This is a genomic window from Herbiconiux sp. FW305-C-125 (genome assembly GCF_058783455.1).
In genome coordinates this window covers 72,235-91,323 of sequence record NZ_JBYSYO010000009.1, presented here as the reverse complement: position 1 = coordinate 91,323, position 19,089 = coordinate 72,235, and the positions used below count along the sequence as shown (strand labels likewise).

The 19,089-nt window shown below is 66.6% G+C and carries 22 protein-coding genes; 14 read left to right on the top strand and 8 right to left on the bottom strand.

Translation table 11 applies throughout. The annotated features are described in order from the left end of the window. Positions 1-5: 5 nt before the first annotated feature. From AC3WLB_RS18885 to AC3WLB_RS18870, 4 genes are all read left to right on the top strand, one after another. Positions 6-680, top strand: a complete 675-nt coding sequence (locus AC3WLB_RS18885) for a response regulator (RefSeq protein WP_492508651.1) — start codon at positions 6-8, stop codon at positions 678-680. After that, positions 677-1,879 (top strand): sensor histidine kinase, encoded by a 1,203-nt coding sequence (locus AC3WLB_RS18880; RefSeq protein WP_492508649.1) that lies wholly within the window; start codon positions 677-679, stop codon positions 1,877-1,879. The genes AC3WLB_RS18885 and AC3WLB_RS18880 overlap by 4 nt, the downstream gene beginning before the upstream one ends. Next, on the top strand, positions 1,876-3,042 hold the full coding sequence (locus tag AC3WLB_RS18875; protein WP_492508647.1) for a hypothetical protein: 1,167 nt from the start codon (positions 1,876-1,878) through the stop codon (positions 3,040-3,042). Before AC3WLB_RS18880 ends, AC3WLB_RS18875 begins: the two co-directional genes overlap by 4 nt. A gap of 141 nt (positions 3,043-3,183) precedes the next feature. Continuing rightward, positions 3,184-4,059, top strand: coding sequence for a TetR/AcrR family transcriptional regulator (locus AC3WLB_RS18870; RefSeq protein WP_492508645.1), 876 nt, complete (start codon positions 3,184-3,186; stop codon positions 4,057-4,059). Here the strand turns inward: AC3WLB_RS18870 and AC3WLB_RS18865 are convergent. Next, positions 4,045-4,248, bottom strand: coding sequence for a hypothetical protein (locus AC3WLB_RS18865; protein ID WP_492508643.1), 204 nt, complete (start codon positions 4,246-4,248; stop codon positions 4,045-4,047). The two genes, AC3WLB_RS18870 and AC3WLB_RS18865, sit on opposite strands and share 15 nt — an antisense overlap. 197 nt (positions 4,249-4,445) lie before the next feature. On the opposite strand from AC3WLB_RS18865, the gene AC3WLB_RS18860 reads away from it, so the two are divergent. The 3 genes from AC3WLB_RS18860 (at position 4,446) to AC3WLB_RS18850 (ending at position 6,988) form a co-directional block, all read left to right on the top strand. Further along, a complete protein-coding gene (locus AC3WLB_RS18860) occupies positions 4,446-4,961 on the top strand; it encodes a hypothetical protein (RefSeq protein WP_492508641.1) in 516 nt (171 codons plus the stop codon). A gap of 90 nt (positions 4,962-5,051) precedes the next feature. Next, positions 5,052-6,086 (top strand): MauE/DoxX family redox-associated membrane protein, encoded by a 1,035-nt coding sequence (locus AC3WLB_RS18855; protein ID WP_492508639.1) that lies wholly within the window; start codon positions 5,052-5,054, stop codon positions 6,084-6,086. 62 nt (positions 6,087-6,148) lie between these two features. Further along, a complete protein-coding gene (locus AC3WLB_RS18850; RefSeq protein WP_492508637.1) occupies positions 6,149-6,988 on the top strand; it encodes a helix-turn-helix domain-containing protein in 840 nt (279 codons plus the stop codon). Between the two features lie 22 nt (positions 6,989-7,010). Here AC3WLB_RS18850 and AC3WLB_RS18845 read toward each other — a convergent pair whose 3' ends face one another. After that, a complete protein-coding gene (locus tag AC3WLB_RS18845) occupies positions 7,011-7,322 on the bottom strand; it encodes a hypothetical protein (RefSeq protein WP_492508635.1) in 312 nt (103 codons plus the stop codon). A 199-nt stretch (positions 7,323-7,521) separates the two neighbouring features. On the opposite strand from AC3WLB_RS18845, the gene AC3WLB_RS18840 reads away from it, so the two are divergent. Further along, on the top strand, positions 7,522-8,055 hold the full coding sequence (locus AC3WLB_RS18840) for a hypothetical protein (RefSeq protein ID WP_492508633.1): 534 nt from the start codon (positions 7,522-7,524) through the stop codon (positions 8,053-8,055). 2 nt (positions 8,056-8,057) lie between these two features. Here the strand turns inward: AC3WLB_RS18840 and AC3WLB_RS18835 are convergent, their stop codons facing one another. From AC3WLB_RS18835 to lepB, 4 genes are all read right to left on the bottom strand, one after another. Further along, positions 8,058-8,612 (bottom strand): hypothetical protein, encoded by a 555-nt coding sequence (locus tag AC3WLB_RS18835; protein ID WP_492508631.1) that lies wholly within the window; start codon positions 8,610-8,612, stop codon positions 8,058-8,060. Positions 8,613-8,616: 4 nt separating this feature from the next. Next, positions 8,617-9,369 (bottom strand): twin-arginine translocase subunit TatC, encoded by a 753-nt coding sequence (gene tatC, locus AC3WLB_RS18830; RefSeq protein WP_031282841.1) that lies wholly within the window; start codon positions 9,367-9,369, stop codon positions 8,617-8,619. Positions 9,370-9,498: 129 nt separating this feature from the next. Continuing rightward, entirely contained in the window at positions 9,499-9,795 is a 297-nt protein-coding gene (gene tatA, locus AC3WLB_RS18825) for a Sec-independent protein translocase subunit TatA (RefSeq protein WP_492508629.1), read from the bottom strand. A gap of 55 nt (positions 9,796-9,850) precedes the next feature. Beyond that, positions 9,851-10,576 (bottom strand): signal peptidase I, encoded by a 726-nt coding sequence (gene lepB / locus AC3WLB_RS18820; protein WP_492508627.1) that lies wholly within the window; start codon positions 10,574-10,576, stop codon positions 9,851-9,853. 106 nt (positions 10,577-10,682) lie between these two features. Here lepB and AC3WLB_RS18815 point away from each other — a divergent pair, with 106 nt between their 5' ends. The 3 genes from AC3WLB_RS18815 to AC3WLB_RS18805 all read left to right on the top strand — a co-directional run bounded on the left by AC3WLB_RS18815 (position 10,683) and on the right by AC3WLB_RS18805 (position 13,552). Beyond that, complete coding sequence (locus tag AC3WLB_RS18815; RefSeq protein WP_492508625.1) at positions 10,683-11,558, top strand: helix-turn-helix domain-containing protein; 876 nt, start codon at positions 10,683-10,685, stop codon at positions 11,556-11,558. A 133-nt stretch (positions 11,559-11,691) separates the two neighbouring features. Further along, positions 11,692-12,294, top strand: coding sequence for a hypothetical protein (locus tag AC3WLB_RS18810; protein WP_492508623.1), 603 nt, complete (start codon positions 11,692-11,694; stop codon positions 12,292-12,294). A gap of 154 nt (positions 12,295-12,448) precedes the next feature. Further along, positions 12,449-13,552, top strand: a complete 1,104-nt coding sequence (locus AC3WLB_RS18805; protein WP_492508621.1) for a hypothetical protein — start codon at positions 12,449-12,451, stop codon at positions 13,550-13,552. Positions 13,553-13,578: 26 nt separating this feature from the next. On the opposite strand, the gene AC3WLB_RS18800 is transcribed toward AC3WLB_RS18805, so the two are convergent. Together AC3WLB_RS18800 and AC3WLB_RS18795 are read right to left on the bottom strand one after the other, a co-directional pair. Continuing rightward, entirely contained in the window at positions 13,579-14,490 is a 912-nt protein-coding gene (locus AC3WLB_RS18800; protein ID WP_492508619.1) for a nucleotidyltransferase family protein, read from the bottom strand. Beyond that, positions 14,490-14,804 (bottom strand): PqqD family protein, encoded by a 315-nt coding sequence (locus AC3WLB_RS18795; protein WP_492508788.1) that lies wholly within the window; start codon positions 14,802-14,804, stop codon positions 14,490-14,492. The genes AC3WLB_RS18800 and AC3WLB_RS18795 overlap by 1 nt, the downstream gene beginning before the upstream one ends. 156 nt (positions 14,805-14,960) lie before the next feature. Between AC3WLB_RS18795 and AC3WLB_RS18790 the strand changes: the two genes are divergently transcribed. The 3 genes from AC3WLB_RS18790 to AC3WLB_RS18780 all read left to right on the top strand — a co-directional run bounded on the left by AC3WLB_RS18790 (position 14,961) and on the right by AC3WLB_RS18780 (position 18,762). Further along, complete coding sequence (locus tag AC3WLB_RS18790) at positions 14,961-16,646, top strand: tyrosine-protein kinase domain-containing protein (RefSeq protein WP_492508617.1); 1,686 nt, start codon at positions 14,961-14,963, stop codon at positions 16,644-16,646. Between the two features lies 1 nt (position 16,647). Further along, entirely contained in the window at positions 16,648-17,256 is a 609-nt protein-coding gene (locus tag AC3WLB_RS18785) for an arsenate reductase/protein-tyrosine-phosphatase family protein (protein WP_492508615.1), read from the top strand. Between the two features lie 102 nt (positions 17,257-17,358). Then, positions 17,359-18,762 carry a tyrosine-protein kinase domain-containing protein gene (locus AC3WLB_RS18780; protein ID WP_492508613.1) on the top strand — a complete coding sequence of 468 codons (1,404 nt, stop codon included), beginning with the start codon at positions 17,359-17,361 and terminating at the stop codon, positions 18,760-18,762. Positions 18,763-19,089 lie beyond the last annotated feature (327 nt).

Sequence of the window (19,089 nt, the reverse complement as noted above, 5' to 3'; positions counted from 1 at the left end):
TTCGGGTGAATCGGGTCGTGAACGCGGGTGCCGGCCGGCCGTATACGGTCGGCATCGTCGACGACCACGAAATGATCCTCGATGGGCTCACCAACTGGATCGGTGCGCACGCCGCCGACCTCGACGTCGTGATCCGCTCGTCGGGCTGGGTCGACATGGCGCGGCACCCGAGATTCCCGCCGGATCTCGTCGTGATGGATCTCCAGTTGAAGGAGCCCATCTCGGTGGAGGCGCGCATCCGCATCTGCCGTTCGGTGGGTGCCCAGGTGGTGGTGATGAGCGCTCTCGACGCGCCCGACTCGGTGCGCCGGGTGCTGGATGCGGGTGCAGCCGCCTTCGTCTCGAAGACCCGCCCCGCGAGCGAGCTGGTGCAGACCGCGCGGTCGGTGCTCGGAGTCGTGCCGGCCCGCGGCGCACGCGGTGCCTGGGATGACGCGCCCCGGCAGGTCGTGCGCGGCGCGGCGCCGAGCATCCGGTTCACCGAGGAGGAGGAGGAGACGCTGCGGCTGTACGCCTCCGGGCACAGTCCGGTGGAGGTCGCCATGATCCTCGGCACCAACATCCAGGCCGTGAAGAACGCGCTGGAGCGCATCCGCGAGCAGTATGCGGCGGAGGGGCGGCTGGCCGACAAGAAGCAGGATCTCGTGCTGCGCGCCGCGGAGGACGGGTACCTCTCGTGACGCTGCAGATCGCTGCGGATGTCGACGGGGTCGCGACCAGCCGGGCGCTGGCCCGGGCGGGGGCCTGGCTGGCCTGCATCTTCCTCGCGGCCACCATCGCGGCGGCTGCGTTGTTCATCCCGGTCACCGGGCGCGCCGAGATACTCCTCGGCGTGAGTGCCCTGCCCATCACCGGGGCCGCCGTCGTGGGCGCCTTGCACGTGCGCCGGTTCGCCGTGGCGGTGCTCCTCACCGTGCTGGCCTGCGCCGGCCTGTACGCCTATGCGCTGGTGACGAGCCAGATAGCGGTGCAAGACCCCACTCCGACTCCGTCGAGCGACTTCGTGCTGCTCTCGATGCCCGAGTTCGCGGTGCTCGTGGTGGGTGTCTCGGGGCGTTCCCTGCCGCGCGCGCTCGTGCTGGGCACGCTCGCGTTGATCCTCGGCCCGGGCGGGGTTCAGCTCGCGGCCTGGCAGCAGGGCATGCCGCTCGCCGCCGACGTGCCGGTGCTGGCCGCCTTCGTGGCGCTCAGCCTGTTCGTCACCTCGCTCTGGCTGGGCCGCCGTGACGCCGCGCGCGGTACCGCCTTGATGTCGGGTGCGGCTCTCGCCGAGGAGCGGGATGTCGCGATCGGCCGCTTCTCGACCCGGGCCTCGAGCTGGCTGCACGACACAGTGCTGAACGATCTGCGCTCGCTGTCGTCGAGCGATCCGGGTGAGCTGAGCGATGCCCACCGGCAGGCGCTCGATCGCGATCTGGCCAACCTCGCCGACGTGCGCCTGATTCTCGACGCCCCGGGGCTGGGCGGGTCGGCCACGCGTGCTTTCGCGACCGTGCCCGCGCTGGTGGGGCTGGTGCGCGACGCCGAGCAGAAGGGTCTCACCGTGCGGGTGACCGGTGACGTCGCCGACATCAATACGCTCGCATTCGCCGCAACGCGCAGCCTCGAGCGTGGCATCGCCGAGTGTCTGGACAACGTGCTGCGCCACTCCGGCGTGCGGGAGGCGGAGATCTCGGTGATGTCGAGCCGCTCCGAAGTGAGTGTGATGGTCTCCGACTCCGGTGTGGGGTTCGAGGTGAACGAGACCGCCGACGACAGCGAGGGGCTGCGGTACCGCGTGGTCGACCCGATCGCTGACATCGGGGGTTCGGTGCAGATCTGGTCGCATCCGGGGGCCGGCACGGCGGTGTTCATGACCGTGCCGAGCGGTGCGTCGTGAGCGGCGACCGCAAGCTGCCGGCCGCTGCTCGACGCGTGCTGCGGCCGCCGCGCACGCTCACGGCGCTCGAACTCGATCCGCTGGCTGCGATCAGCGCGCGCGGGTTCCTCGTGGTGGTGGCCGCCGTCTCCCTCATCTGTGCCGTCGGGCTCACGGTGGTGACGACGAGCCAGATCTCGTCCTGGCCGCTCGCGGTGCTCGCCGTCGTGCTGCTGGCCGCGGGCTACGCCTGGTTCATCCGGAGCGCGTTCCGATTCGACCTCGGCGTCACGAACGACCGGTTCGCGGTCGCCTACGCCCTCGTCGCCATCGCGACCGTGCTCAATTCACTCAGCTGCCTCGGCACCAACGTCGCGATCCGCGACGACTGGGGTCTCGTGACGATCGGGCTGGTGCTGATGGCCGCTGCGCCGTTCCGCACCTTCACCGAGCTGGGCACCTACACCGCCATCTCCACGGCGCTCGCGGCGATGCTGGCGGTGCTGCACTCGTTCACGAGTCTCGACCCGGGCATCCCGGGCGCGGTGATCGTGCTGGTCGCGGCGGCGCCGGCGCTGGCCTTCGGGTTGGGTTCGGTGGCGTATGCCCGGCAGCTGCTGCTCGGCATCTACGCCGAGCGTCTCGACCAGGCGGAGAGTCGTGAGCGCCAGTTCGATGAGCTCCGGCGCACCTTCGTCGACGACGACCTGGTGGGCTCGATCGGGCCGCTCCGTGAGGAGATCGTGCCGTTCCTGGCCCGCGTGCGGCAGAGCGGGGTGTTGACGGTCGACGACCGGGTGCGCGCCGGGGTGCTCGCGCAGACGCTGCACGCCGCCATCGTCGAGGCTCGCCAGGCCGATTCGCTGGGCGACCACGTCGCGGCGCTGATCGACGAGTCGGGCCTGTCGCCGCGACTGCACGAAGACGACCGGGCCACCCTTCGGGCCCTCCTGATCGCGCTCGGCAACTCGGCGTACGCCGCTCCCGATGGCATCACGCTCGAACTCGTGGAGGGCGAGGAGGACCGCTTCGGCGTGGTGCGCTGCCGCTCCGACGACGTGCGGGCCCTGCGCGCCGAAGTGCTGCCGTTCATCCGAATGGCGCGGCTGATGTTCCGGCGGGCGAGCGAGCAGGTGACCGGCGACACGCTGCTGGTGCAGTTCGACATCGACCGCCTGAGCTAAGCGGGGGTGGATTCGCGGGTGAGTTGGCACGCCGCGTGACGGTTCCGGCTCGGCGATTCACTAGTGTTGGCAGTGGACAGCGACGCGCCTCCATGAACCCGGGAGGTCGTGTCGTCGGAGAGTCGTCTGGGGGTGCAGTCGGTGGCCGAACAGTCGAGCTCGGGAGATGTAGCGCGCCGTCGGTCCCGCATCCGCGCCGCCGAGGTGCGCCGCCGGGTGCTGGACACGGCGCTCGAGCGGGTGGAGGGCATCGGTCTCACCATCGGTTTCGAGCACCTGGTGATGGACGACCTCATCCGTGAGGCCGGTGTCCCGCGCAGTTCCACCTATCGGTTGTGGGATTCGAAGGAGGCGTTCGTCTCCGATCTGCTGATCGAGATCGCGACCGAGACGAGTACCCGCCTGGCCGACGCCGAGACGCTCGAGATCAGCGAGCGCATCCTGTTCGAGAACATCGATCGCCTGGGGGACGCGGCGGAGCGCCAGCGGGTGATGTACGAGGTGATCCGGGTCGCGCTGGAGCACAACTACCGGGCGGTGATCGCGTCGGTCGCCTGGCAGTCGTACGTAGGGCTCTCGGCGACGCTGCTGAGCCACCTGGAGTCATCGGCGCGGGAGGAGATCGAGCGAGCTCTGCGGGCAGGCAGCGACTCGTTCATCGAGCGCATGGCCGAGTTCCACAAGTGGTTCTCGACCATTCTCGGCTACCGCATCCGCCCCGAATGGGACGGTGACTACCGGCCGTACGCGGTCGTCATCTCGGCGATGGTCGAAGGGCTGGGGCTCCGGCACCTCGGCAACCCGGGAGTGGTGGATGCGAGCTACCGCGGCCCCGCCACCATCACCTCCGGCGACCCGGAGTGGGCGCTGCCGGCGATCGCTCTGGTGGCCATTCTCGAGCGGTTCCTCGAGCCGGACCCGGAGTTCGATGCCGAGGCGACCATGTCGATGCTGCGCGGCCTGAAGGCCGAGCGCGACGCCCCGGTGGAGCCGCAGCCGGAGTCACTCGACGACTGAGCTGCCGAGCAACTCGGCGACGGCGGCCTCCGGGCTCGGGTAGGGGCCCGACCAGGCCTGCCGGGTGTGCAGGTTGGCGAGCTTCGCGTGCCACCCGTCTTTGAGCAGATAGAGCCGGGCGATCGGATTCTCGATGTCGCCGGTGTGGACGATCGCACGGTCGGTGCTCTCGTAGTGCAGATTCCCCATCTCCGAATGGTAACCGACACCCCCGACATCCGACATGCGTCGACGACTTGAACGTCGATTTCGCGACGCAACACGTCACGAGAACGACAGGATCGCGTCCCCGCCGGCGGTGACTCGGCGCGAGCGGCGAGGCTGATGCAGCGGTTGGGGTCGCCCCCAATGCGCAGCCCGTTCTTACGCCTATTCAGGGGGAAAGTATGCTCAAGAAGGACTCCGTCAGCACCGAGGTCGAGCCCACGCTCGAACGTCGCACCATCATGAAGGGTGCCGCGTGGTCCATTCCGGTGATCGCGCTCGCCGTCGCGACGCCCGCCGCGGCGGCCTCCGATGTCGACCTCGGCGCCTACGCCCTCAACGGCTCGTGCGGCACGCTCGGCCTTCTCGGTCCCGGCTTCACGCTCACCGCCGGCCCGACCGAGCCGATCCCGGCCGGCACCACCGTTCTCATCAACGGCTCGGGCGTTGCCAACATCGGCGTGTTCAGCGTCACCGGCGGCACCGCCACCGTCAGCGTGCTGAGCGGCACCAGCCGCCTCATCACCCTCACCTCGGCGGTTCCGGCCGGGGCGACGATCGCCTTCCGCACCACGCTGTCGATCACCGTGGCCTTCACGCTGAACGGCACCACCACGCTGCCCACCGGCTACGTGGCCACGGGCGCCAAGCCTGCGGGTTCGGTCACCTCGACCCTGGTGCTCTGCTCCACCACCTGATCCGGTGCACCCTGTCGGCCGGGTCCCGCTTCACGGCGGGGCCCGGCCTTCGGCATCCGATCGACGTCTTCCCTGGGGTGTGGAGGCACCGTGGCATCGCAACTGGTCGTGCTCATCCAATGGGCGCTCGCGCTCGTGCTCGTGGTCAGCGGTGCGCTGAAGATCGGTCACTCCGCCGAACTGCTGCGCTCCTTCGACGAGCTCCGGGTGCCTCGAGCGGTGCGCCGCCGAGGGGTCGCGGTGGCCGTGCCGATCGTCGAGATCGTGGTCGGTGTCGCACTGGCGCTGGCGCCGGCGCCGCTGTTCACCGTCGCGGCGCTCGGCGCATCCGCTCTCTTCCTCGTCTTCTTCGCACTGACACTGGGTGTGGTGGCGCGTGGCGAACAGGTGGTGTGCGCGTGCTTCGGCGTGCAGTCGACGCGGCCGATCGACTCCCTGGCGGTGGCACGCAATGCGCTGCTGCTCGCCGGTGCGGTGGCGGTCACCGTGGGCTCGCGTGAGGGTGCGGTGCTCCGGATGCGCGGGTTCGCGCTCGCCGACTGGGCGGTGTTCTTCGGGGTGACGACGGCCGCACTCGCTGCCGCCCTCACGGTGCTGCTCGTCCTGCGGGCCCGAAGAGGGGCGCTCTCGGCGGGCGCTGCACCTCGCCCTACCGCAGCATCTGCAGCGCCTCCGGTGACGCCGTCGGCGGCGGTGGCGGCGTGGCCGGTGCCCGACCTCGAGGTGACCGATGCGGCAGGCCGCTCGGTCGAGCTCGCCGGGGTGGCGCGCGATCGCCCGGTGCTGCTCGTGCTGCTCTCGGCGCACTGCACACCGTGCGCCGAGGTGGCGGAGCGGATGCCCGGCTGGCGTGAGCGGCTGGGCGACGCGGTGGAGGTCGCCGTGCTCACCTCCGAGACACCGGAGGAGTTCGCCGGCCGGTACCCGCAGCTCGAGCATGGCGGGCGCCGGTTCCACGGCTACCGTTCTCTCATGGCGGCCGCGGGTATCCAGGGCGTGCCGAGCGCCGTGCTGCTCGGCACCGACCGCACGGTGGCGGCGGGGCCGGCGCAAGGCCTCGACGAGGTCATCGGGTTGGCGGACGCTGTCGCGTCGGTGGTGCCGGCACCCACCAGGACGTCGTAACGCACCACGTGTTCGAAGGGGATGGGGAGATGGCACCAGGGGAGTCGACGAATCGTCGGCCGATGGCGTTGCGCGCCGGTCAGACCGGTCTGCGCAGCAACCTCCAGGTGGGCGACACGGAGGTGTCGCTGCTGGAGGTGCCCGCTCAGGGAGCGCCGTTGCGCAAGATCTGCCGCTCCACGCCGCAGCCGTCGGTGGAAGTGCTGTTTCCGTTGGAGAGCACGGTGGTGGTGCGTACCGACGCCCGCGAGGAGCGCGTGGTGCGACCCGACGAGTCGGTCTACTTCGTGGCTCATCGCCGGTACTCGGTGTTCTCCACGCAGGGCGGCCTCGCGCTCGCGGTCGCGATTCCGCTCGCCGCGGTGGACGAGTACGCGGGCGAACCCGGGAACGTGGGCCACATCCGCAACTCGGCCGTGCTCGCCCCGGTGAAGAAGTTCTTGGTGGGCGTGATGGAGAGTCACGACGAGCTCGAGCGCCTGCCCGCCTATTTCATCGAGAAGCTGGTGTGGGAGATGATGGCTTCGCTCATGCTCGAGAGCCGGGGCGCTGCCAGTCTCGCCCGGCCGACCCTGGGCATCCTCGACCGCGCGATGGCCCACATCTCGGCCTACCGCACCGATCAGACCCTCACCCCCACGACGCTCGCCCACGCCCTCAACATCTCGATGCGGCAGCTGCAGCGCGTGTTCTCCGGCATCGGCTCGACGCCGTCGCGCGAGATCCGCCGGCAGCGCGCCGACCTGGCCGTCTCGATGCTCACGAACGAGGCCTACCGGGTGCTCAGCGTGACCCAGGTGGCGCATCACAGCGGATTCGCGGATGCGGCCGATCTGCGGCGTGCGTTCGAGGCGTTCGGCTATCGCACCCCATCAGAGGTGCGGGGCGCGCCGGCGCGCTGACGGGCATCCCGCCGACCGTCGGTCAGTTCTCGGGATCGATGACCGATTCGAGGAAGCCGCGCAGGTCGACGATCACGTCTTCGACGTCGCGGCCCGTGCAATCGGCCAGTCGCGTGGCCAGCCACGAGATGCACACCACCGCGGACCCGACGACGTCGCTGGCCGAGGGCGCCTGCTCAGGGGAGGCGGAGTCGTCGAGCGTGAGCGCTGAGAGCGCTGTCACCATCGCGGCGACGTTGGCCTCGACCGTCTGGCCCGAACTCTGCGACACCACGGCGTCGAGCAGGACGTGAGCGGCGCGGGCGCCACCAGGGGGGATTCGTGCGTTGTCCACCTTGCCTCCACAGCCCCCACCGACCGCGCAATCGCGGCCCCCTGATTCTACTGTTGTCGACGGATTGGAACGAGTGGCGACGAGGCTGTACCACATAAGTGGGGTATGTTCTCTAACGACACCCGGTGCCCTCCATCATCCGGCGAATTACCCGATCGCCCGCGGAACGTGCGCCCCTACCCACGACCCGGAGCACCCTGTGACCACCCCGTTTTCCGCACCCGAAGACGACGCCGACGCGGCTCGCCGGACCGATCTCGAGCACGTCGCGGCCTGGGCGGCCGCAGTCGTCTCGCGCGCCTCGGGCGGGCAGCGCGACGCCCTCCCCGGCATCGTCAGCCCGTTGGAGTTCCGTGCCGAGTTCGCGGTGAACGCGAAGAGCGATGCCGCCAGTGTGAGCCTCGGCAACGGGTTGGTGCGGCTGGCGCGGGGGAGTTCGCTGCCGGCATCCGGTGTGCTGACACTGACCCTGCGGTGGTCGCCCGGGTATCGGGCCGATGGACTGAGCCAGGGCGACGCGCTCGGTGACGGGTGGACGGTGACGTCGGTCGGGCCCGTGTTCCTCGAGCTGCAGCGTGCGGCGCTCGACGCCGGGCACCGTGAAGCGGCGCTACCGGTGATCACGATCGTGAAGCCGAGCGGCGCCGAAGCAGGCGACGAGTTCACGGCTCGGCTGTGGGGCGAAGCGGCGGAGTGCGGCGATCCGGTCATCCGGGGCTGGGCGCGCGGCTGAGGCTAGCCCGGCTCGTCGGTGAGTTCGACGGTGGTGCCGCTCACGGCGCCCGTGGTGGTGCCGAAGCTGAACGAACCCGCGATCACGAAAATGCGGCGCGTGGGGTTGCGGGCGGGTCGGCGGAAGTAGAGGCCGATCACGACGGTCTGGTGAGCGGCGAGCGCGATCGGGCTCTCGGAGGTGATGACGATCGAGCCGGTGCTCGGGTCGGTCGCGACGAATGCCGTGTTGTCGACGGTGAGCGACGAGTTCTGGTCGTCGGCCATCGTGGCGCTGTCGGGGAACTCGACGTCGAAGTCGTCCTCGCTGGTCGGCAGCCCGGTGAGGCTCACCTGCAGGGTCTCGGGCGCTGCGGCCGTGTCGGAGTCGTTCGTGATGGCGATGAGCGCGGCGAAGGTGTCGGAGCGGCGCAGCTCGATGTAAGTGGCGACGAAGGTGACGGTGACGGTCGCGCTCGCGGCGGCGGCCGGGGTGGCGACGGCGAGGGCCACGACGGGCACCGACCAGGCGGCTCCGGCGAGCACGGTGCGGCGGGTGAGGTCGGGTTGTTCGCTCATGGGGTCACACGGCCAATTCTGCGTCGAGGTCGATGGCACGCTTCGCGCGCCGGCGATCGTTGAGGAAGGCGATGCCCGCCGCACCGAAGTACAGCAGCACCATGGGGATCGCCAGGAGGAACATCGACATGACGTCGGCGGCCGGGGTGGCGATGGCGGTGAAGAGGGTGATGGCCAGGATGGCGATGCGCCACGACTTCAGGATGGCTTTCGCCGAGAGCACCCCGGCGAAGTTCAGCAGCACGAGGAAGACCGGCAGGACGAAGGCGATGCCGATGGCCAGCACGAGCTTCAGCACGAAGTCGTAGTAGGTGCGTGCGGAGATGAGCGCGGTGGTGTCCTGCGGCGCGAACCCGGTGAGCAGCACCACCATGTGCGGCATCACCAGCCACCCGGCGACGCAGCCGAGGAGGAACAGCGGCACGGCCGAGAGCACGAAGCCCACCGCGTACTGCTTCTCTTTGCGCTTGAGCCCCGGCATGAGGAAGGCCCAGATCTGGTAGAGCCAGAACGGGGAGGAGATGACGACGCCCACGGTGAACGCGATCTGCAGGCGCAGGTCGAAGGCCGAGGAGATGTCGGTGAAGTTGAGGCTCGCCACCCGCCCCTGTTCGGCGGCGAGCTGCTCGATCGGCACGCGCAGCGCATTGAGCACCCAGTCGGATGCGATCCAGCCGAGGATCATGCCCACCACCACGCCGAGCGCGGCGAGGAACAGGCGCTTGCGCAGCTCCACGAGGTGCGCGCCGAGCGACATCCGGCCGTCTTTGGCCTTCGGTGTCTTCGTCTTGGTCTTCGGCTTGCTGCCCGCTGTCGTGCCGCCCGGCGTCATCGCCTTGGGCGCGCGGGCGCTGCGCGGCGCGCGCTCGATGCGGGTCACCGTCGGTTAGGACTTGGCGTCGGTGGAGGTCGTCGCTTCGGTGCTCACCGGCGCCGGTGCCGGTGTGGCCGCGGGAGCCGGTGCGGCAGCAGGAGCCGGTGCTGCTGCAGCGGGCGCGGCCGGTGCTTCGGGGGCGACCTGGGCCTTGGCGTCGTCGTCCTTCATGGCCTTCGTCTCACTGCGGAAGATGCGCATCGACTGGCCGAGGCTCTTCGACAGAGCAGGCAGGCGGGTTGCGCCGAACAGCAACAGGATGACGACCAGAATGATGACGAGATGCCATCCGTTGAGGTTGCCGAGCATCGTTTCCCCCTCGATTGGTGGATGTCGGTTTCGACAAGTGTACCTGTGGCGTCGCTCAGACGGGACCCCAGTGTCCGAACGGCAGCACGATCTGGAAGACCCGGCCCACGATGTCGGATCGCGTCACGAGTTTGACGCAGTCGTCGATCGGCCCGGGGAGCCCGCGGCAGGAGCCGAGCGAGTCGTTGGAGACCGAGCGGTGGTCGCCGAGCAGGAAGTAGCGGTCGTCGGGGACGGTGAACTCGTCGAAGCAGCGCGACGACGCGGGAACGCTGTCGCAGTCGAGGGTGCCGGCTGCGAACGCGAGGTCTTCGAACACGTACGGCTCGTCGATGGGCTCCCCGTTCACAAGCACTCGGCCTTCGGCGTCGCAGCAGGACACGGTGTCGCCGGGCCCTGCGATCACGCGTTTGACGAGGGTGTGGTCGCCGCTCGGCCCGATGCCGAGGGCGCCGGCCACCCAGTGGAAGGCGGCGCTCAGCGGGTTGGAGCTGGGCTCGGCGCCTTCGCCGTCCCAGGCGGCGGACGCGTTGAACACGACGACGTCGCCGGTGACGGGCTCGCCGCCGAGGTAGGCCAGCCGGTTGACGAGGATGCGGTCGCCGGTGTCGAGCGTCTGCTCCATCGAGCCGGACGGGACGTAGTAGAGCTTGACGAGAAAGGCTTGCACGAGCGCGAGCACGAGGAATGCGGCGACGAGGTGCACGAAGGGGTTGCCCGTGATGCGCCGGAGCCGACTGCGGGGCGGACGCGCGGTGGCCTGCTCTCCCGTGGTCGTCACATCCTCAGGCTAACGGATGCGTCGAGGTGCCATCTTGAGCAGATCTTTGCAGAAAACTGAGCGCTTGCTAGGGCGAGCCTGATCTACACCTGTCACTCTAAGGGACGTGAGTGCTCGACCGTCCCGCAGTGAGGCCGTCGACCCACCCCCGCGCCGGCGCACCCGCGTGCTCTACGGCTCGGTCACGGTCGAGCGGCATCTGTTCGACTCTCCGGTGCCGTTCACGGCGCATTGGCGCCAGCCCGATCCGGTGACCGCCATTCACATCGTCACCTCGGGAACGGTGAAGGTGACCGTGCCCGATGGGTCGGCCACCGAGGTGCGCACGGGCGACGCGTTCGTGCTGTCGGATGCGCTGATCGGTTCGGTCGTGAGCGCCGGGGGAGCGACGACCGTGTCGGCGACGCTGCCGTCGGCCCTCCTGCACGCCGCCATGTCGAGCGACCGCCTGCTGGTGGTCGACGGCGCGAGCTCGCAGCTGATCGCGCCGATCCGCGCGTTCATGCTGTCGGCACTCGAGCCGGCGGAGTCCGAGAGCAGCGTCGCGCACTACTACCTGGAGCGGCTGCTGCAGGAGATGATCGTGGGCCTGCTCGTCGACGCGCATCGCTCGGTCGGCGCGCCCACGGCGCCGGAGACCTTCGCCCTGGCGCTCGCGATCATCGCGGCGCAGCGCACCGATCCCGATCTGACCGCGGCCGGGTTGGCGCGTGACGTGCACCTGTCGCCGCGCCAGCTGCAGCGGGTCTTCCAGTCCCGTGGTACCACGGTGGAGCGCGAGATCCGCCGCGAGAAGATCGAGCACGCGCTCGAGCTGCTGCGCACACGTGACTACGACGAGCTCTCGATCGGCGAGATCGCGCGGCACTCCGGGTTCTCGACGGGGTCGAGTCTCGCGCGGGCGATGGCGGCGACCGGGCATCCGTCACCGGCGGAGGTGCGCCGCCAGAGCGCGGAGCAATACCGAATGCGCCGAGATTGATACCGAGTGCGTCGGGGCTCGTGCCCTGGCGCGGCCGGGCCTCTTGAATAGCCGAAGCTGACAGGGCTGTACTCGTCCAACCCGGACGGTGGGGATGCAGCTCACCTTTAAAACGCGCCTTAGGGGGAGCAGAATGACCATCGAGAAGCCCAAGAACACCGAAGAGCGGGGCATGAGCCGCCGCACCCTGATGAAGGCCGGAGCCTGGTCGGCTCCCGTCATCGCTGTGGCCGTCGCCACCCCGCTCGCCGCCGCGAGCATCAACAACGTCAACACCCGCATCGGTGTCTCGAACAACGGAAACCTCACGGTGGGCAACAACGCCGTGGGTGGCAGCGTCAACGCCGCGTTCGGCGGTTCGGCTACCGTCTCAAACAGCGGCCCCGGCTGGGACATCGACGACGCGTCAGTCTCCTTCCAGGTTTCCGGCCCCGTGGCCGACGCCGAGTTCCAGTTCAATGGCTCGCCGATCGGCAGCACTATCACCAGCGGTGGATACACCTGGTCGGTCGTCGCCAATGAGGCCGGCTACCTCGAGCTCGCCCTGCTCGCGCCGAAGCCGATCGTGGTTCCGGCAAACGGCTCCGCCGTGCTGCCCTACCCTCCCGTGACGTACGCCACGACGCTGACGAACACCGCGACCTCCGCACGCCGCGTGCAGGCGATCGCAAACTTCACCGTCTACAGCAACGGTGAGTCGATCTACGACGGCAACATCAAGCGCTACCCCGCGTAGACGCCGGTTTGCTATGAGGGGAAGCCCTCCGCCTGAAGGCGGGGCTTCCCCTTTTAGTTTGTGACAAGGGGTTCGCGGGCGCCGAATCTCACACCCTCCCTGCCCCAAGTGCTGTGCGCCAACAAACTCTTCGAGCCTGCACTAGCGTTTTCCTATGCCCTCCTCATTCTTCATCTGCGCCCTAGGTGTCTGCATTGAGATCGAAGTTGATCCGCGACTCTCCCAGGTCGAGGCGAAGCGGATCGCAGAGGCGTGGGCGGATGCCGCTATCCAGCCCGATACCGCAGTTGCGGACGCCCGGATCACGGTCACCGTGGGCTCTACAGCCGCCGCAGACGCTGGGTTGTTCGATGTGGCGGCATCTCGGATGCAAGACGCGTTGGCGCAACTATCCACAAAGGTGACGTTGGCGGCAATCGAACTCCGCAAGGCGCAACTGGTCATGCTTCACGCGTGCGGGGTGGCAACTGAGCGCGGTGACGTGGTTGCATTCGTTGGACCGTCGGGACGTGGCAAGACAACCCTTGCTTCCAGCCTGGGGAGAAAGTTCGGCTACGTCACCGACGAAACGATCGGCGTCACTCCCAACAACGAGGTGCTGCCATATCGTAAGCCGCTGTCGCGAGTCTCTTCCGCCGGCCCGAAGGAGCAACTTGCTCCGTCGACGCTGGGTCTTCGTCCCGTGCCCGACGCGCCCCTGAGGGTAGCGAGTATCGTATTGATCGACCGACGAGCCGACTACGGCGGATCACCACGGAGCGAGGCGGTGGGCCTCGCCGAAGCGTTGCCGTTGCTCGTTCCTGAGCTAAGTTACCTTCCTGCTTTGGAACGCCCGCTCGAGCGGCTCGCGGCCCTGATTGCAGCCACGGGCGGGGTGAAGCGCCTTGTGTATGGTGAAGCGGATTCCGTCGATGAGGAGGTTCTCGAAGAACTTCTCTCCTTGTCGCATAAGGACGATTGGCAGCGCCTGGTCTGGTCTGCTGCCGACACACCGAGCGGCGGGCGGTTCGCACAGGTTCCCCCGACCGACGGCTTGGTGATCGGGTCGCGACTCGTGCTGCTTCATGAAGCTACCGTTCGAGTCCTTGATGGAATCGGCCCATCGATTTGGACGGCGACTCGGTCCTCCGCAACGCTCGACGACATTTGCTCTTTCGTGGTACGCCAGCACGGGAGTCCTTCCGACGGGACGGTCCGCGAACGCGTCTCGGCGGCTGTCGAAGCTTTGGTACAGGCGGGTGTCCTCAGAAGGGGATGACCAATCGCAAATCGAGCGCCTGTGCGTCAGCGGTGCCTTCCTGTGCCTCGAAGGTGCGACGCCGCAATTCGCAGCAATCCTGTCGCGCCGTTGATGAGTCGTCGAATTCGGCCCCAGAACATTGCCGTTCTGGTTGGGGCGACTTCTGGATGATCCTGCCGGTAGAGCTCTGCTGAAGGCCACGCAGCGATGAGCATCTCTCGCGGCCAAGCGCGGAGAGGCATGTCACGAAAGTATGCCAGCCATCGGCCGGTGCGAGACATGTGGGCCTGGCGCGCATTCCACTCGCGGAGCGCCCGAGCCGTCGGAGACAGGCCTGGTCGCGGGGCCGTGCCCAGTCGCTTCAAAAGCGGAGTGAGGGTTTCATTGGCGCCAGTTGCCGCTGCGAGCTTCAGGATCTCTTCGACCGTCTCTGAATCGTTCGCGAGTTGCCCAACCAGATAGTCCAGCTCTTCGTCCCCGCGTGGACTTCGTTCGTGACGCATCGAATGCAGTGCCAGGATGGCTGCGTTGCCTGCACGATCGGGCGTGACGATAGTTCGACCCCCGATAACGATCGTGGTGCGTCGTCGCCAAAGTTCATCGAACACGACCTCGTCGGGTGCTAGAAACCCTGGGAAGCGGCGATGAACGTCAATGTCGCAAGGCCATGACTCATTCACAAGCGTAACTGAGTGGCTCCCCACGCGATCGATCACCCAGTTCGGGCCTCTCTCGCGCCAGCCACGCTCCTCGAGCAGTAGTACGAAACGGTCCACCGACAGTGGATCGACCCACACGTCCACGTCGGCGTATCTGCGGGGCTTTCGGAGTCCCTGTTCGGCGACGGCGTGACCCTTGATGAGGAAAGCGCGTATGCCGTCTCTCTCCGCGACGAATGCCGCTAAGGCGCATCCGAGTGCGACCGCGGCGGCCTGCCCTAGGGGAACGGTGGTCATTACGGCTGCTCACCGCCCTCGGGATGTGATCTCTCGATCAAACCGACCTGCTCCAACTCGACAAGAAACACGCAGACTTGTGGAAATACCACAGCGAAGTCGGCGCCATATTCCCTGACAATTCGGGCGGCGATCTGCTCGGCGTCTCGCTCGCCATCTATGGACCGCCAGATCGTTGTCGCCGAACCCTCAAGAGCATGCGGAACAGGGTTTCTGGAACTCAGCGCTAATGCGAAAACGGACCGATCCATCTCCACTGCCGCGACATCGTCCCGAACATGCCATTTACCGGAACAGAGTTCAGGCGCGTTCATGGTCACCGACACCACGCTACCAGCGTGCTCGCGACCGCTCCGAAAGTCGGCGGCGCATTCGCCGACTACAATATCGTCAGACCATGCCGCAGTTGGGGGCGGTTCGTACAAGTCGTCGATGAGTCAGCACCTTATCGACCGGATTGAGGCAGGCACATGGAGTTCAGATCGTTCTTGCCGATCCTTCGCGCTCACTGGATTGCAATTGTCGTCTTCGTCTTGGTAGGAGGAGCAGCAGCTTTTGGCTGGTCGCTGCTCCAGCCGAAGGTCTACTCGGCGGACTCAAGCGGTTACCTCTCGGCGGGGGACAACTCAGATACGGGCAACGCTCTCGTAGGAGACAACCTCGCTCAGTCCAAAGTCAAGTCGTATATTGATATCGGGACATCTCGGGCGGTTGCTCAGTATGCGATTGATGAACTGGGATTGAAGGTTGCACCGGAACAACTCGTGACCCGGACGACAGTATCCAATCCCTCCGGAACGGTACTTATCAAGGTCTCCGCCACTGGTTCCACGCCCACCGCTGCTCGAGATCTTGCGGAGTCCTGGCTGCGTGGCATCGCGCAGCAGATCAAAACCATCGAGGGCGCGGACTCCTCCGGTGGAGGGTCAGGAGTCGTGCAGTTGATACCGCTTGATTCCGCAGTCCTGCCGACTTCTCCGACATCGCCGAACACCCGGCTTGCCATCGTGATAGGACTGATCGCTGGGCTCGTCGTGGGGCTCGCATATGCGGCACTTCGACATGCGCTCGACCGGCGCATTCGCACAGCGGAAGCGGTCGAGAGAGAGTTCGGAATTTCCGTCATTGGCTCGGTGCCCGTCGACCGGAGGTTCACTGACGCCGAACGCCTCGTGTCAATGGATGGAGCGACCGATTACACGCAGCGCGACGATGACGACGTGGCCGTGGCCGAGGCTCTACGAGAGATCCGAACCAACCTACAGTTCATGGACGTCGATAGTCCGCCTCGAGTGATGGTGGTGACGAGTCCGCTTCCGGGAGACGGAAAGTCGACGTTGGTGGCTAACCTCGCGATAGCGCTCGCGGCCGGGCATCAGCCGGTGGTGCTGATTGACGCCGACCTTCGGCGACCGACAGTGTCGAAGACGTTCAATCTCGTTGACGGCGCAGGTCTCACCGACGTGCTAGCCGGAAGGTCGGCGGTTGAAGACGTGCTGCAGCCGTGGGGCGATTCGGGACGGCTCTTCATCCTGACCGCAGGAAAGATTCCACCGAACCCCAGCGAACTACTCGGCTCCGAGCGAATGCACCGACTGCTCGGCGAGCTCGCTGAGCAGGCAATTGTCCTCATCGACGCGCCTCCCCTTATTCCTGTGACAGACGCAGCGGTGCTCTCGCACAACACCGACGGAGCCCTAGTTGTCGCGGGGGTTGGTAAGACGACATTCGAAGGACTGTCGAAGGCGTTAGCCAACTTGAAGCGCGCAAATGGGCGACCGCTGGGGATCATTCTCAACCGGATGCCGCGGCGCGGGGTCGGTGCTGCCTACGGGTACGGATACGGTTACGGTTCGACGTACCGCAGTCGATCCCGAGACGACGAACGGACCGAGACCGAGGCGCCCGTGCCGTCCGCGGCCCCCTCCTCGGAGATAAAGCGAGCAGAGCGGGACCTCGTGCTGCAGCCCGAGCCCCCGGTGTCCGCGGAAATGTCTGAGTTCGATGCTCTGCTGCTCTCAGGCGCGTCGTACGACATCGACGACCGTGGTCGAATTGGCGAAGTCTCAGCGAGCTCCGGACTAGCGCCACTTGAAGAGCCAGACAACGTCTTGACGCGCCGTGAGATGAGGGCACGTCTGCGAAAGTCGAACTGACGTGCTCAATGATCTGTTTGCTGCGCCCACACCTCCGGCCGGTCCGCCGCGCATAACCTTCATCTGCACGGGCAACATTTGCCGCTCGCCGCTCGCCGAGAAGCTCATGCGAGCTCGTCTGGACGAGCTTGGCCAACAGGCGTTGGAAGTGGAAAGCGCAGGCCTCCATGCTTTGGTCGGAGCGCCCATGGACCTGCATCCTGCGGCGATAGCCGCACGCAACGGGGGCAACCCGAGTCACATCGGCCGGCAGGTCACGGAAGGCCTGCTGAGATCATCTTCAGTTGTACTCACCATGACTCGCGAGCAACGGGGGGAACTCGCCCAGGAGTTCCCATTCGCGCTGAAACGTACTTTCACGCTCGTCGAGTTCTTGCGCATACTCCAAGAGGTTCCTGACCATGTGACTCCTCCTGCGGGAATGGCCGGTATCAGCCTTTTCGATACGGCGATCACCGCATCACGATACCGAGGGATGATCGTCATGGGGCCAGATGATGACATTGAAGACCCATATCGACGTTCGGAGGCCACGCATGAGCGGGTTGGAAACCGGATCAACGAGTTGGTCTCCACGCTTGCTTCGAAGTTGACACCCGCCGCGATCTGAGAAGTCCGGGTCGGCGAGCGATTCCTCGTGGCGCGAGGGCGTGTGAGAGCATGTGAACTCGGACTGGGGCCAGAAGAGTGTTCGGGTGGAGAGGCTGATCGAGTGGAATTTCGAGATTATGTGCGAGTCCTTCGCAAGGGATGGATCTTCATCGTCGTCTTCGCGCTCGTTGGGATCGCGGCAGCAGCGGCATTCACGATCGTGCAAACGCCGGTCTACCAAGCGACTGCGAAAGTCTTTGTCTCGGTCCAGTCGACCGGGACGATTAGCGATCTGACACAGGGCGGGAGTTTCGCCCAAGGCCAGGTCAAGTCGTACGCCGATGTGGCGACGTCATCGTTGGTGTTGCAGCCGGTCATCGACAAGCTGGAGCTGAAGACCACCGTGAGCGAACTGGCGACTCGCGTTTCGGCCACGTCGCCGCAGGGCACAGTGGTGCTGGATATTTCGGTATCAGACCCGAATCCGACCTCTGCTGCTTCGATCGCGAACGCAGTGTCATCAAGTTTTGAGGACACTGTGTCCGCCCTCGTTCCGCCGGCTGCAGACGGGACCGCTCCGGTCAAGATCACCATCCTCCAAGAGGCGGTCCCTCCGACTGCACCGTCGTCCCCGAATGTGACTTTGAACATCCTGTTCGGTGGTCTCGTGGGACTAGTCGCGGGCGTGGCCGCCGCTGTTCTTCGGGAGGTGCTCGACACTCGCGTTCGCAACGAGCACGACGTGCATGGGATCGTGGATTCCCCGATCCTGGGTGGAATACAGTTCGATCCGCTCACGTCGGACCAACCCCTCGTCGTGCGCGACGATCCCCGGGGCCCGCGTGCCGAAGCATTCAGAACGCTCCGAACGAACCTTCAATTCGTCGCGATCGGAGAGGGTCATCGTAGCTTCGTGCTGACTTCATCGGTGCCAGGTGAAGGGAAGAGCACAACGTCTGCGAATCTAGCCATCGCAATGGCCCTCTCGGGTCAGCAGGTGCTCATCGTCGACGCGGATCTTCGCAAGCCGCGGGTTGCAGACTACCTGGGTCTTGAGGGTGCGGCCGGGCTCACTGACATCCTCGTCGGCCGCGCGCAACCGGGTGAGGTCATCCAGCGTTGGGGCGAGACGAACCTCTACGTTCTGCCCGCGGGAAAAATCCCGCCCAACCCCAGCGAGCTTCTCGGGTCGTCCAAGATGGAGACTCTGATTTCGTCCCTCGAGAAGTCATTTGACGTGGTGATCTTCGATGCGCCACCGCTGCTTCCCGTTACGGACGCCGCGGTTCTTGCGACACGGACGTCAGGGGCCCTGCTGATGGTTGCGGCCGGACGAGTGCACAAAAACCAAGTGCGAGGCGCACTGAGCGCGCTGGCGAATGTCAATGCTCACATCGCAGGTGTAGTTATTACGATGCTTCCTACCAAGGGACCTGACTCGTACGGATATGGCTACGGGTACGGCTACGGCTACGGGTACGGCGAGACTGACGTGAGCGAGGGTTCGACGAAAGCAGCGAAGTGACTAACCCGAGGCGGCGGCGCGCACTATGGACCGGGGCGGGATTAGCCGCACTCGCAATCGCTGCCGTGTCGCTGGTGGTGCTCGCGTTTCAGGTCAGAGCCGTCGCTCCCGCCAGCGGATCGCTGGCTGAACGATCTCCTACTGCCACGATGAGGTCGGAACCACCCAATGTGCCGAGTCCGAGCGTTCCCTCGGGGCCGGTGCCGACAGCAGTTGCGAGAACGCCGGACGCCCAGGTCTTCCGAATGCTTGATGAAAGCGATGGGTATCGCGCTGTTCGTGGGACCTGCGCGACCGGCGGCGCAGCGATCGAGCGCACGACGGATG

Coding starts and splice junctions, on each gene's coding strand:
- AC3WLB_RS18850 (WP_492508637.1), top strand. CDS start 6,149: ATGGCGTTGCGCGCCGGTCAGACCGGTCTGCGCAGCAACCTCCAGGTG.
- AC3WLB_RS18790 (WP_492508617.1), top strand. CDS start 14,961: ATGGAGTTCAGATCGTTCTTGCCGATCCTTCGCGCTCACTGGATTGCA.
- AC3WLB_RS18810 (WP_492508623.1), top strand. CDS start 11,692: ATGACCATCGAGAAGCCCAAGAACACCGAAGAGCGGGGCATGAGCCGC.
- AC3WLB_RS18835 (WP_492508631.1), bottom strand. CDS start 8,612: ATGAGCGAACAACCCGACCTCACCCGCCGCACCGTGCTCGCCGGAGCC.
- AC3WLB_RS18795 (WP_492508788.1), bottom strand. CDS start 14,804: ATGAACGCGCCTGAACTCTGTTCCGGTAAATGGCATGTTCGGGACGAT.
- AC3WLB_RS18860 (WP_492508641.1), top strand. CDS start 4,446: ATGCTCAAGAAGGACTCCGTCAGCACCGAGGTCGAGCCCACGCTCGAA.
- tatC (WP_031282841.1), bottom strand. CDS start 9,369: ATGTCGCTCGGCGCGCACCTCGTGGAGCTGCGCAAGCGCCTGTTCCTC.
- AC3WLB_RS18865 (WP_492508643.1), bottom strand. CDS start 4,248: ATGGGGAATCTGCACTACGAGAGCACCGACCGTGCGATCGTCCACACC.
- AC3WLB_RS18800 (WP_492508619.1), bottom strand. CDS start 14,490: ATGACCACCGTTCCCCTAGGGCAGGCCGCCGCGGTCGCACTCGGATGC.
- tatA (WP_492508629.1), bottom strand. CDS start 9,795: ATGCTCGGCAACCTCAACGGATGGCATCTCGTCATCATTCTGGTCGTC.
- AC3WLB_RS18805 (WP_492508621.1), top strand. CDS start 12,449: ATGCCCTCCTCATTCTTCATCTGCGCCCTAGGTGTCTGCATTGAGATC.